A 12992-nucleotide genomic window follows, 5' to 3' on the forward strand; every position below is an offset into this window, starting at 1 on the left:
GTTCCTACAACCCTTTGCCTACCAACTTGGCAAAGGGGTTTGTTGGACTATTTTCATAGACACAACGCACAATTCATGTTAAAAAATCATTTTAAATCATAGATTTATTTCATTGGATATCTTTTTGTCATGTCGAAGTTACTTGTGTCTCGGCAGAAATCATATAATATATTCTTAAGCAAAAACAAAATTTATTTTTGAGCTCTATGACAGGTTTTTTTGTAAAAGAAAAAAAAGCTAGTTTACTTATAGATTACTTGGATAGAATTATCCAAAGCCATAGGCAATCTGACTACTCAATACTAATATTAGTCTCTCTGAGGAAGCTTAGGGATCTTCATGATGAGGCTTTTATGCCATCAAGTCCTTTTTTTTTGAATAAAAAACTCCATAAATCGAATTTAAAAAAATGTCTAAGACAGGTTGAGTTTCTTGTTGAAGAATTGAATGATTGTGAAAAAATGGAAATTAATAATCTTCTCCGTTTGTTAAAAAATTTATATAGATTCTATAGTGGTAAAATACAAAATAATTTGAGCTCATCAGTAGTCAATGATTTTCCATACAAGAATCAATTACAGATATTGGCGAACAAACGGAATAACCAAATTTTACTGTCTAATTTGAGTAAAATAAAATCTTTAACTATTGCTGAGAGTTTTTCTGTTCCTCCAAAAATTTTTATTTCCTATGCTTGGCCATATAAAGATGATAATGCAGAGTATTGGATACAACCATATTTAGTAAATCTTGCTAAACATCTAAAAATGTCTGGTGCAATTGTAAAACTAGATATTATTACTAACTCCCATGGAGCACGTATTCAAGGTCATTTGAAAGAAATACTAGATTCTGACTTTATCCTTTTAATCGGAACACCTTCTTTGAAAAGAAAATACGAAGATAAAAATTTTCACGTAATTCAAGATGAAATATCTGCAATGATGCAGAATAATGGTAAAATTATTCCTATTTTAGTTTTTGGTGATTTTTATTCATCATTCCCTTATGCTTTCCAGCGTAATATTTCTATTGAAGATTGGCGCACTGGCGATTATGTTAACCATCTAAAAGAGTTATGTTTGTCTATATATTCAGATAAGAAAGAAACATTAGTCCAAGTATGGCAAGATAATTCAGTAAATGAATTCCATCATTTAAACGATGATGAAAAGAAAACTACTGTGTCAGATTCATCAGTAGTATTTTATGAAAAGCCATATCACTTAAAGTGTGATTAGATAATTATCGATTCTGCTATTGACCCGCGTCGAAAAATCATACCACAGAAATCTTAAAAAACGCGGCGATCTTCTTTGCTCAATAAAGGAAATAAAAATATTCGTTTGTTCCTCCAAAATAAGAAAACCTGGCCAGTTAGCATAATGTGCGAGCTACTGGGCATTAATCCTACACGAATACTGCAGTTATCAGCAACATCAAAGAGTTAAACCATATGCTAAAAATCAGGAGCTTATTGGATGGTAAAAGCGAGCCAGTATTGTTATGGAAGCCGCAACATAAATGCTTTCAATGCAATAGGATATCGAGTGAGCCGAAGGCGAACTCTAAGTTTAATGAAAGAAAATGAAAACTCCTGGTTTAATGCGATTACTGAAAGCATTTTTAATAGACTTAGGGTGGAATTAATTAACAACTATAGTTATCAAACCAAGGAATAGGGTAAGCTGAGCCTATTTCAATATATTGAGGGCTATATTAATCAGCAAAGAATTTATTCTGCCTTTGACTATAAAGCTCGATTTGCCTTTGAATGTGCAGGGTATCTCAAAGAGTCGTATCCACTAGATCGCAGTAAGATTGAACTTCATATCCTGGCCCAGCGTGTATTTATTATTCCTTGCTAAACTCCTTGGTGATTTCAAAAACTCATGAAATCAATTGGTACGTATCTCGATAAACCGGTAATTCTGTATACAACGCCATAATAAAACCTGGAAATTAATGACCCGCTTCGCAGGTCTTGCAAAGCAAAGGTCAAAAGAAAAGGGGTAAATGGTTAAAGGGTTAAAGCCCGAGAACACCTAACTCCATTTTGGCTGCCCTTTTCGGGTGTGGCTTGAAAGCCGCCCCCAGAGCTAAAGGCTTGGTACCACGCGCGCCTCCCTGGTAATCCCGAGCTCTCGCTAGAACTCCAGTAGATGCCGTCAGGAGAACTAAGGCCACTACTATCAATCAAGCTGGATTGTATGTTTTGCAGCGTCGGCGTTGATGAAGTGCCGCAACCACTAGCGAGGCTTCCATATCCCATCTCACAAATCGCGGGCAGATACCAATCGGAATAACCGGCAATCGTTTGTTTGCATAAACCTGCAGCATAGTAAGTGATGTTGGTTGGTCCGGTAGATGCCGTAAAGGGAGCGGTTCCTCCGTTTGCCAGCGTATTATTGGTAATGAATTGATTATAAAAGGTCAGAATGTTCTCTGTATTGCAAGAGCCGTCTAATGCGCCATTGCACATTGAAAAGGATGCGGAGGTGAACGGATTTGCATTGGTGTAGGTGATTGAAAAAAATGAAGCAAATGTGGCGTACGTGGGCGAGCCTGTTGCCGACGTGGATGTATTATCAATTCCAGGAAGGGTATCGTAGCTTGTATCAGCAAGGTCAGAACCCCCACTTCCACCACCAGTGCCTCCATTGGAGCTCCAAACAATGCCATTGGGGAATGCGTCTGCCTGGTCGGATGTTGTAGCAACTTTCCCGCCTACGCTGCCGGTATTGGGTGTTGTGTCATCAAAAGCATACACATATCCACCTTGATACACACAGCCATAACCCAATACGACTACATCGCTCGACACGGTAGTTGCATTGTCAGCGCTCACTTGAACTCCTCCTGGAACAGGAGCTGTTCCACTTGAACAGGGATTGGTGCCATCCGAGGTGGCTGTAGCGCCAGGTGTTATTGTAATCGTGCAGCTGCTCGAGGCCGCCAGCGTGCTGCCACAGGTTGTGGAGTTTGTAGTTCCTGTAGGCCAGGTCGGCGGAGTAACTGCTAAATTAACCGCAGTATTACTTCCTGTGTTGGTAATGGTAATCACACGAGCAAGTCCAGAAGAAGGCGTTCCAGCGACGCCAAATTCAGTAAGTCCTTTGACACTTAAAGCCAATTGACTTGCGCTTGCACTCAGCGTGGTCGTATTCGTGACACAGTTAACGCCAACATTGGTGACATTTGTCCCACCGATGGTGCCGCTGCCATTAGTTACGCTGCAGGTTTGTCCTGTCGGCTGAGTGAATACAGTGACACTGTAAGGCGCACCTTGAGCTACTGGTGTGTTAAAGGTAAATGAGCCATTGCTATTAAGCATCAAATTATCACCACCATTGTTTTGCAACACGACAGTCCCAGATAAACCCGAAACAGTACCCCCTACCGTATAGGCGTTGGTTGCACAGGTTACTTGCACATTGGTAATGTTCGAGGCACCAGCTGTGCCACTGCCATTGGTCACGGTACAAGTTTGGGTGCTGGGTTGAGTGAGTACCGTCACATTATAGGTGGCACCTTGAGCAACGGGAGTTGAAAAAGTAAAGGAACCGTTGCTGTTGACCGTCAAATTATCGCTGCCGTTATTTTGCAGCACAACAGATTGTGATGCTGCAAGCCCTGAAACACTACCCCCTACTGTTCGGGTGTTGATAGAGCAGTTCACAGTCACATTGGTGATGTTGGCATTGGTGATGGTGCCACTGCCATTGGTTACGGTACAGGTTTGGTTTGCAGGTTGACTTTGCACGGTAACCAAATAAATGCTCCCTGGTGGCAGGGGATGGGAAAAGCTAAAGGTTCCATCGGCATTTATGGTTAATGCGTCATCACCATTATTCTCCAGCACCAAAGTACCTGAAAGACCAAATACAGAGCCCCCTACGGTATAATCAACCAAAGGTCCTTTGGTAATGTCTAAGGTATTCGCAGCGCTTGGCCGATAACACTGATTCAGGTTCCCTTGTTGGCAAACCACAGGACCATCTGTTATCGGCCTTTTTAACTGACTGCCGTTTATCTGTAACGACAGAATGCAGGAATTCTTGCTCCTGAGAATAAATGGATTGCGGCAAACATTGAGGCCTGAGGTGATTTGCCTAATGCCTCGCATGGGCTGCATAGTTAATGTATGTGTTTTTCTGGACTGATTGGTCACTCTATATTGCACTATGGCTGTGCCATTGGCAGGCACTTTAATCTTGGTATCTGTCAGTGGTTCAAAGGTCCACAATGGAGCCCCTGCAAAAACTGTTGTAATCATGAATCCTAACCACAAGAAAGCCAGTATTCTCTTCAAAAAAATTGTGTTGCTGTATCGAAGCATGGCCTTTGTCCTTATGCGATGTAAGTGAGATTAAACAACACCCCATTGGTGTGGAGGTGATTAAGGGCTAACCCTGAATTCATGGTCTGCCCTAAAGCGCGACCCAGTTCGCTTTTACCCCAGTCAGCAAACTCATAACCAACCCCCAATTGCCAATGCTCGCTGATGGATTTTTGCAACCCAGCACCCAACGTATAGGTGAACGCGGTTTTTGTGTGGCTTGTAAAGTTGGAATTGGGTAAGGCTTCAAAAATCAAAGGCGCATTCGTAAAATCATGAGCGCGGTTAAACCCCACCCCAAGACTTGCGCTCACCCAGGGCATGACCCAGTAGCCTTTATCAAGCAACAGTTTGCCTTTTAGCGCTATGCGAGTGTTTCGTACTTTGTATTGGTAGCTGTAATTATCAAATTGAGGGTCGGCATCATCCCATATCACACCCTGAAGTTTGGCATTGCCAGTAGCTGCAGCTGCTAATCCCAGTTGCCCCAGCCATTGAGAAGCCAATGCTTTTTGTAGGCCAACAAACAGTTCACCCGAGGCAATGGCATTAGTCGATTTTCTGGCCGCATAGGTCTTTTCACTCTCTGGCGCCAAATAAAAAGTCTGTGTCTCACCGCCTCTTGCCCAAACGGGGCCCGCACTCACAGAACCAACCCAGGTCCAGTCTTTGGAGGGATAAACAGGGCCCATGGTGCCGGCAAAGGCTGTGCTTCCCAACACACTGGCTGTTGCTATAGAAAGAAATAAACGATACTTCATATGCGTTCCTTGCAAAGTAAAAACGAATTTATTATGTGAAAATAGTACGCAGTCAGCGGCAGTTGATTTGGAATAACTAGAAATTAAAGGCAAAAAACGACCCCCCCATACTCTTTTAAAAATGAGACAACCAATACAACCTCATTTTAAATTCTTTTAACAAACCCAGAATCGACTTCGCCATATTTCTTATAATGCACAATTTATATATAACCCATTACAACTTGACAACAAATGGGCAATTGTACCCAATTACATCGTAGCTTTTTCGGACTATGCTTTCTAAGCTGTTACTAATTAATTACTAATTTATAGGGACATACATCATGTTTAATTTACAAAGCGATTCTTACCCTTTTTATAGAAATTTAGGATTGACCTCTTTCTTCGGCAGTGAACCCCAAATATCATCAACTGGCTCAACACGCTCTGGTTTTCCAATTTCAAATGATTGGTCTTCAGCTGGAATGTGGCCGCTAAATAGTCGCTTTCAGTTCACTTATACAACCCCAAGAACAGACTTTGTGGAAGGAACTGACTCGTATGAGTTTTTCATGGACGTTCCCGGATGCTCTTCAGACCGACTTTTTATTACGTTCGATCGACTCACCTTAACAGTAAAAGGTCATCCTTCGCATTCTAACAGCGAAAACTTCAGTGAGGATCGAGAGAGACATCATGTCTGGTTTAGCGAACGCTCACGAACCGGTTTCTTTCGTCAATTTACTCTCCCCAGTGTAACTGCCAATCAACATGTATTAGCAACATTAAAAGATGGTTTATTGCATATCGTCATTAAAAAAGACCTATCCGAAGATAATGGACGCGTTGAAGTAACAACTGTGCAAATTAATCCGTACATAACGATTCTGAGTTAAGGTCAAGGAATGGTTTTCAATTACAAAAAAGATGGCCGGGGAACCTTGTCTTAACAAAACGTTTAAGCAGTAGAAAACTTACAGATTAGATCTCTAAAACCTTTGCTTGCCTAGTTGGTTTCCAGTATTTCAGGCACATGAACAAGAGTAAACTAATGTTGCTTCAGTTTGTAAGCGTTACGTAAAATCGAATAAAAATGATGCGCAAGCAATTACAGAGAAGCCGTTACTCTTACATTCAAAAGCAAATCGAGATTTATAGTAAAGGGCAGAATGAATACTTTGCTGATTAAAATAGCTCTCAACATATTGAAATAGGCTCAGCTCACCCTATTCCCCGGTTTGACTATAACCTAGACATTCGGGCTACAGAATTGAATGCTAAACTCTTTTATCAAACTGAATTTTAATCGAGTTCCTTGCGAAAGACGCCGCTTTTTTTATTACGATTCTCCTGCTCAAGGCGAGCTAAGCATTTTTAATTCTTTGTTTCTTCAATTATTTTAGCAACATCTACCGGTTTAAAAAGTCCTGAGTTGTCTTGGTATCCGCTGTATTTGTATTGACATGAAAAATCTTTCTTTATCTCAAAGACCTTTAATGTAAAAGATATGCGTCCCCATAAACCGCAACTCGATATAGCGCCATTATTAAACTGTAAAATATTAAGTCTCACCGTAATGCGGTTTTTATAAGAGGCAGCTAAGCTGACTCAAAAGAAAAGGGGTAAGGGTTAAAAAGTCCGGACACAACAGACTCTGTATTGGAGGGACTTCTCGACATCCTTCTGGTAGCCATTGGCGAAGAACTGAGACCAAGCCATGCCCTCACTGTTCTCCGTAGAACTCCAGTAGGTCGCGCTGTCAAAATCGCCGATGGAAACCCTGTTTTGAAATAAGCAATTTAACTCATCCTTAGCTGGTAAGTACCAATCCCGAAAGCCTCCTGTAGTTAAAGCAGAGCAAATTTGAATCGCCGATGTAGAGTTTGGGTCTTGCGCATATGCATTAATGGTATTCGACCAACCATCGGTGTTTGAAGTCGCTCTAGGAGAAACTGTAGCTTTAGTTGTTTGACTCCATGGCGCAACCGTCGAATCATCGGCTGTTGTTGCAATCAAGTTTTTTACTCCGCCAGTAGCTGTCGTGCATGCTACTTTACCGCCGCCGTAATCAGTTCCTATGGCGGGATTAAAAGCCAGTACTGATACCGTATACGGGTCAACCGCAGAACCAGCGCCAGTCACAGAAATGCTAGAACTTCCTGTCGTGATTCCTCCAACACCATCAGCACCTGCTGGGCCTTGAGGGCCTGCTGGACCTGCTGGACCCGTGGCGCCATCAGCACCTGCTGGACCCTGTGGTCCCGCAGGACCCACTGGACCCGTGGCACCATCAGCACCTGCTGGGCCTTGAGGACCTGCTGGACCTGCTGGACCCGTGGCACCATCAGCACCTGCTGGACCCTGTGGTCCCGCAGGACCCTGTTTCCCGGAAGGAATCGCAGCAATTTGTGATTGCAATTGAGTCACTTTTGCGTCCACGTATTCTTTCGAGGCCGGATTGGCAGCATAACCTGCAGAGAGTGAGAAAGCCAAGCCTAAAACAACGAAGTATTGTTTCTTATTCATGAGGAATTCCTTATCCAAACGTTATACAGTAACGGTTAAACCAAGCAATACACCATTTTGTACAGGGATATTAGACACGCGACCGGTAGCACTGTCGGCATTGAAGCGAAAATCAGGATTGCTGCCAAAAATACCTTGGTAAGACAAACTCAGGTTTACCCGCTCACTGATAAAGCCACCCACACCCGCCTGCACTTCACCGGCAATTTGCGATTTATCGTTAATGCTGTCACGGTCATTAAATTGCCAGCGGCGATAGGCAATCCCTCCTTTTAGTGAGAAAAAAATGGGGATTGTGTCGAAAGAAGCCGTTTTTATAGTCACCAGCGCATCAAGCATCGGCTTTACCGTCGTTTGGATTGGAAGACCGCCAAGCCCGTCAATCGCCGCAGGCGATGGAAAATAACGCATGGTATTACCACTTTGCACACCTAACTCAAGTCCCCAGGTCAAAGAATTGCCAGTGTATACATCACGGCCAATGGCAAAGCGGCCTAAAGCCGTTTCACCATCGGCTCGGAACATATCCTCATATACCGTATAGCCAATACTTCCTGTCACCGACCAGGGGTGACTAATTTCAAGAGTCGGTCCCATGGTTGAAGCGATGGATTGATGCGATAAGAAGCAGCTTGCAATAAGTACTGCTTTAATGAATTGATTGCAGGGATATAGGCCAAAATCATTTTCTTTCTTCTGCATCTTATTATCACCTTAAAAATCTACTTTTCGTTTCACCAGCTGCTAGTTAATTCTTTTTTAGCAACAATTTCAATTGCGTGTTTTTACCCATCCAACAAGTTCCTAAGGATGGTTTCCAATTACAAAACAGATGGCCGGGGAACCGGTAATGCCCCCGAAAAATAACTGATCTGGAAAGTAGAATTTTCTCGTAACCTATGACGAAGGAGATTCTTCATGAAAAGATCAAATTTACAGACAGCCAAATCCTATCGATCTTAAAACAAGCTGAGGGCGGTAGTCCTGTTTCAGAACTTTGCCGTGAACATGTTATTAGTGCCACAACATTTTATAAATGGCGCCCAAATTTGGCGGGATGAATACCTTGATGATGTCACGCTTAAGAGAGCTTGAGGCGGAAAATAGCCGTCTTAAAAGATGTATGCAGAGGAGCGGCTTAAAGCAGAAATACTCAAAGAGACTATTGGAAAAAAGTGGTAATACCGTCGCGCCGAAGAGAGTTGGCGAAAAAGACGGTGACACATAAGGCTATTTCCATACGATTCGGTATAATCGTGCGGTTAGGTATGGATGGTTAAGCCAATATCTATTTGAAAGTATTGCTGAAGTACAACTTCATGCGACACAATGGCTATGGACGTACAACAATGAACGCCCAAATACTGCTATTGAAGGGATTCCTCTAAGACAAAAATTAGCTCTTGTGGCCTAATCTTCTACTTTTGCCTCCAGTTAAAAGCGGGGGGATTACCAACGATTTTAATTCCTTAAGGTATTTATTAATTGCCTTACCATACTTAACAGCTCTTCGTTAGCAGATATTAATTGAACAAATTAGTATCCGTCTTTCGCAGTAAGATTATTAAGGTCTGCACACAGCTCGGGGTGCAAACATGAAAACTGCTAGCCGCAGTCCCTTTAGCGCTTCTAAACAAAAACATGCTCGCTCATGAATGCCGTAACATTCATGATTCTGGCTTTCAGGTGGTATTACATCATTCGGTGCTGCTTACCTAAGCGAGCCAAGAGTTCACTTATTGTGATCTCTTTTTTAAGCGATAAAAATTTCATCTCAACACACAGGCGGATTTCTGATTTAATAATTCAGCTCACCTAAAAACACTTCCGGGGGCTCTGCCCGGTTTTGATGCTTGTTGGCTCGGTGAATGCAACGAAGCAAATGAAGAGCATCGCGTTTCATATCCTGGCCTAGTGTGTATCTGTATTCCCTTGAAAAATCGCGGGTTACCTCAAATACCTTTAACACTAACTGGTAACTATCCTTGTAAACGGTAACTCTGTATAGAAAGCCATTCACCAAAATCTAAATCATTCGTCTTTAAACCTTGAGGCAGAGAAACCGCCTCAAAAGAAAAGGGATAAAGAGTTTACGGGGTAAAAGCCCGTACACACCGAACACGTCGAGTGTTGCTCTTAAGTGCGAAGCTCAGGCCGCCATCGCTGAAGTCCTGGAACCTCGCGACATCCACAAAGCTCTCGGTAGAACTCCAGTAGCCGACATTGTCAAAACCGCCAATAGCAACCCTGTTTTGAAATAAGCAATTTAACTCATCTTTGGCTGGTAAGTACCAATCCTGATAGCCGCCCTGGTTTAGCTCATAGCAAATTTGAATCGCCGATGTAGCGGTTGTGTTTTGCGTATAGGCAGCTAGGGTATTGGAGCGACCATTGGTGTCTGAAGTGGCTTTAGGATTGGGAACTGCGATGTTAGTTGTTTGACTCCATTGTACACCAGTCGAATTATCGGCTGTTGCTGCAATCAGGTTTTTTATTCCGCCAGTAGCCGTCGTACATGCAATTTTTCCGCCACCGTAAGCAGTTCCAATGGTGCTGGGTATGGCGACCACATAGGGGTCAACCGCAGAACCAGCGCCAGTCACAGAAATGCTAGAACTTCCTGTCGTTATTCCTCCAACACCATCAGCACCTGCTGGACCCTGTGGTCCCGCAGGACCCTGTTTCCCGGAAGGAATCGCAGCAATTTGTGATTGCAATTGAGTCACTTTTGCGTCCACGTATTCTTTCGAGGCCGGATTGGCAGCATAACCTGCAGAGAGTGAGAAAGCCAAGCCTAAAACAACGAAGTATTGTTTCTTATTCATGAGGAATTCCTTATCCAAACGTTATACAGTAACGGTTAAACCAAGCAATACACCATTTTGTACAGGGATATTAGACACGCGACCGGTAGCACTGTCGGCATTGAAGCGAAAATCAGGATTGCTGCCAAAAATACCTTGGTAAGACAAACTCAGGTTTACCCGCTCACTGATAAAGCCACCCACACCCGCCTGCACTTCACCGGCAATTTGCGATTTATCGTTAATGCTGTCACGGTCATTAAATTGCCAGCGGCGATAGGCAATCCCTCCTTTTAGTGAGAAAAAAATGGGGATTGTGTCGAAAGAAGCCGTTTTTATAGTCACCAGCGCATCAAGCATCGGCTTTACCGTCGTTTGGATTGGAAGACCGCCAAGCCCGTCAATCGCCGCAGGCGATGGAAAATAACGCATGGTATTACCACTTTGCACACCTAACTCAAGTCCCCAGGTCAAAGAATTGCCAGTGTATACATCACGGCCAATGGCAAAGCGGCCTAAAGCCGTTTCACCATCGGCTCGGAACATATCCTCATATACCGTATAGCCAATACTTCCTGTCACCGACCAGGGGTGACTAATTTCAAGAGTCGGTCCCATGGTTGAAGCGATGGATTGATGCGATAAGAAGCAGCTTGCAATAAGTACTGCTTTAATGAATTGATTGCAGGGATATAGGCCAAAATCATTTTCTTTCTTCTGCATCTTATTATCACCTTAAAAATCTACTTTTCGTTTCACCAGCTGCTAGTTAATTCTTTTTTAGCAACAATTTCAATTGCGTGTTTTTACCCATCCAACAAGTTCCTAATGTTCAGGAACATCTGGCCTATCTCGTTGACGTTTCTGATAATATTAATAGCCATGTCTTGTAATACAAAGTAGTTGATTCCTTAAGCCAACTGGCGAGATCTTCTTATTTTGGGGCAACAAACGAATATTTTATTTCGTTTCTTGAGCAAAAAAGACCGCCGGTATTTTAAGATTCCCTTTTCCATTTTCAGGTGCTTATTTTCTTGGGTAATCCCTCTGCTGTTAACTTACCATTCTCTCGAAACGCTTGTCCATCCCTGCTCTTTATGTCCTTTTATCCATAGAATGTGCTAATTGAATCAAGTTTAAATTCTTTGGGTATTTCTTTCTTATTGTCATTATTTTCTTCAACTAAGTGCATTTTCTCTTAACTGCGGTGGTCAGATGTCTACGTTAGGTTTGACTCGATGTAAAAAGACAAACGAGTGACCACGTCATATCAACACGAATTTCAAATTTTTTAATCTTAATAGAATTATAAAAATAAAAAAACCTGCAGTAAAAAATAAAATAGATAACGATATATTTCCCGCATAGCCTATTATCAGGGCCGCCATCAAATAAGATAAGGCACTGGTAACATTCATTATACCCATAACCTTGCCCTGACCTTCTTGTCCTGCATTATCTGAAAAGATGCACAAAAAAAGAGAGTGTAACATACCTGTATTTGTCACTAGGAGAATAGATGATAAATAAAATGCAACTTTATTTTCAGCAATTGTAAGCATTGGATACGAGAAAAACATAGCAACTAAACCGAAATAAAAAATCTTAAGTTTACTCAGCTTTTTCAATAAAATAGGGTAGATAGTTAGTAGAAATCCAAGGTAACATAAAACCATAGTTGAAATAAAAAAACCTATATCTAAGGCACTAAAACCTTTCTTTTCGGTCAAAAGTAATCCTATTGAATTGAAAAAAATAAACCACGACAGCTCAAAAAGAAAAAAGATAAAAATAATATTTGCAATAATTTTCGATTTAAAAAAATCAATCCTGATAAGTTTTATGAATACGGCTGGTGAAGCCAGTTGATAACAGTGCTTACTAGATCTGAATGAAAAAAAAACAAACAATGAAGTTAAGAGGCTAAATGTGGCGGTTAGAATGAAAGGAACACAATAAGAAAAACCTCTATTTGAGAAACTCGAAAATATTGAGGGCAGAGTCCCTGAAATAAGTGGCCCTAGGAAAAAACCTCCGCCACTCATTATACTTATCCATCTTGCATAATAAGGTTTGTCTATTTCGGTTCTTTGTTCAAGTATAGCTGCAGTTGCAATTACAATAGCACCACTAGCAAAACCAACGCATAGACGGGAAAAAATAAATAGCGTTATACTTGCATATAAAATACTTACAGCAGATACTGCATAGCCGATAGATAAGCTGTTTAAAGAGATAAATAAACCTTTCCTGCGTCCAATTTTGTCTGAACAAATACCCCAAAACATATCTCCAAAAAGTGTACCTATCCCAAATGCAGCTATTGACAATCCATAAAAAAAATATCTGTAATCACGCTCAGTTCCGGACACAAATAATCCGTGAAATTCATTAAAAAAAAGAGGGGGTATCAATGGAAGCACTATGCCAGCATTTATACTTAATAACAAAACAGTAATTAATAGACTAATATTTCGAAATGCCATCCACTTATCCACTTTTTCAATAAACAGACTTATATTTTCCAGGGCAATATCATAGTAATCTGAGATTATTGCAAGACATAGTTTTCTATAAAAT

General features: G+C 41.6%; 10 protein-coding genes and 1 pseudogene. 4 read left to right on the top strand and 7 right to left on the bottom strand.

What is annotated here, in order from left to right:
* The first annotated feature begins 206 nt into the window (after nucleotides 1-206).
* The gene (locus LHA_RS12060) at nucleotides 207-1241 is read left to right on the top strand and encodes a TIR domain-containing protein (RefSeq protein ID WP_045106767.1); all 1035 of its coding nucleotides are present in this window, start codon (nucleotides 207-209) and stop codon (nucleotides 1239-1241) included.
* Nucleotides 1242-2020: 779 nt separating this feature from the next.
* On the opposite strand, the gene LHA_RS16190 is transcribed toward LHA_RS12060, so the two are convergent.
* Both LHA_RS16190 and LHA_RS12075 read right to left on the bottom strand, forming a co-directional pair.
* Nucleotides 2021-4276 (bottom strand): DUF1566 domain-containing protein, encoded by a 2256-nt coding sequence (locus LHA_RS16190; RefSeq protein WP_052673715.1) that lies wholly within the window; start codon nucleotides 4274-4276, stop codon nucleotides 2021-2023.
* Nucleotides 4277-4350: 74 nt separating this feature from the next.
* A complete protein-coding gene (locus LHA_RS12075) occupies nucleotides 4351-5100 on the bottom strand; it encodes an outer membrane protein (protein WP_045106765.1) in 750 nt (249 codons plus the stop codon).
* A gap of 326 nt (nucleotides 5101-5426) precedes the next feature.
* On the opposite strand from LHA_RS12075, the gene LHA_RS12080 reads away from it, so the two are divergent.
* Nucleotides 5427-5978, top strand: a complete 552-nt coding sequence (locus tag LHA_RS12080) for an Hsp20/alpha crystallin family protein (protein WP_045106769.1) — start codon at nucleotides 5427-5429, stop codon at nucleotides 5976-5978.
* Between the two features lie 733 nt (nucleotides 5979-6711).
* Here LHA_RS12080 and LHA_RS16195 read toward each other — a convergent pair.
* Complete coding sequence (locus LHA_RS16195; RefSeq protein WP_052673716.1) at nucleotides 6712-7608, bottom strand: Lcl domain-containing protein; 897 nt, start codon at nucleotides 7606-7608, stop codon at nucleotides 6712-6714.
* 21 nt (nucleotides 7609-7629) lie between these two features.
* A complete protein-coding gene (locus LHA_RS12090; protein ID WP_052673717.1) occupies nucleotides 7630-8310 on the bottom strand; it encodes a hypothetical protein in 681 nt (226 codons plus the stop codon).
* A 197-nt stretch (nucleotides 8311-8507) separates the two neighbouring features.
* Here LHA_RS12090 and LHA_RS16640 point away from each other — a divergent pair.
* Nucleotides 8508-8852, top strand: a pseudogene (locus LHA_RS16640) (transposase); the annotation flags it as partial.
* A 56-nt stretch (nucleotides 8853-8908) separates the two neighbouring features.
* Nucleotides 8909-9022: an integrase core domain-containing protein gene (locus LHA_RS17370; RefSeq protein ID WP_231862011.1), complete on the top strand. Its 114-nt coding sequence runs from the start codon at nucleotides 8909-8911 to the stop codon at nucleotides 9020-9022.
* Nucleotides 9023-9698: 676 nt separating this feature from the next.
* On the opposite strand, the gene LHA_RS16200 is transcribed toward LHA_RS17370, so the two are convergent.
* The 3 genes from LHA_RS16200 to LHA_RS12110 form a co-directional block, all read right to left on the bottom strand.
* Nucleotides 9699-10433, bottom strand: a complete 735-nt coding sequence (locus tag LHA_RS16200; RefSeq protein ID WP_052673718.1) for an Lcl C-terminal domain-containing protein — start codon at nucleotides 10431-10433, stop codon at nucleotides 9699-9701.
* 21 nt (nucleotides 10434-10454) lie between these two features.
* Complete coding sequence (locus LHA_RS12105) at nucleotides 10455-11135, bottom strand: hypothetical protein (protein WP_052673717.1); 681 nt, start codon at nucleotides 11133-11135, stop codon at nucleotides 10455-10457.
* Between the two features lie 542 nt (nucleotides 11136-11677).
* Nucleotides 11678-12898 carry an MFS transporter gene (locus LHA_RS12110; protein WP_045106771.1) on the bottom strand — a complete coding sequence of 407 codons (1221 nt, stop codon included), beginning with the start codon at nucleotides 12896-12898 and terminating at the stop codon, nucleotides 11678-11680.
* Nucleotides 12899-12992: the final 94 nt, after the last annotated feature.

The sequence above is a fragment of the Legionella hackeliae genome (assembly GCF_000953655.1).
Classification (GTDB): Bacteria; Pseudomonadota; Gammaproteobacteria; order Legionellales; family Legionellaceae; genus Tatlockia; species Tatlockia hackeliae.

Bases quoted from the DNA above. Each gene is read 5' to 3' on its own strand.
- LHA_RS12110 (WP_045106771.1), bottom strand. From the start codon at position 12,898: ATGGCATTTCGAAATATTAGTCTATTAATTACTGTTTTGTTATTAAGT.
- LHA_RS12080 (WP_045106769.1), top strand. From the start codon at position 5,427: ATGTTTAATTTACAAAGCGATTCTTACCCTTTTTATAGAAATTTAGGA.
- LHA_RS12105 (WP_052673717.1), bottom strand. From the start codon at position 11,135: ATGCAGAAGAAAGAAAATGATTTTGGCCTATATCCCTGCAATCAATTC.
- LHA_RS12075 (WP_045106765.1), bottom strand. From the start codon at position 5,100: ATGAAGTATCGTTTATTTCTTTCTATAGCAACAGCCAGTGTGTTGGGA.
- LHA_RS12090 (WP_052673717.1), bottom strand. From the start codon at position 8,310: ATGCAGAAGAAAGAAAATGATTTTGGCCTATATCCCTGCAATCAATTC.
- LHA_RS16200 (WP_052673718.1), bottom strand. From the start codon at position 10,433: ATGAATAAGAAACAATACTTCGTTGTTTTAGGCTTGGCTTTCTCACTC.
- LHA_RS16195 (WP_052673716.1), bottom strand. From the start codon at position 7,608: ATGAATAAGAAACAATACTTCGTTGTTTTAGGCTTGGCTTTCTCACTC.
- LHA_RS12060 (WP_045106767.1), top strand. From the start codon at position 207: ATGACAGGTTTTTTTGTAAAAGAAAAAAAAGCTAGTTTACTTATAGAT.
- LHA_RS16190 (WP_052673715.1), bottom strand. From the start codon at position 4,276: ATGATTACAACAGTTTTTGCAGGGGCTCCATTGTGGACCTTTGAACCA.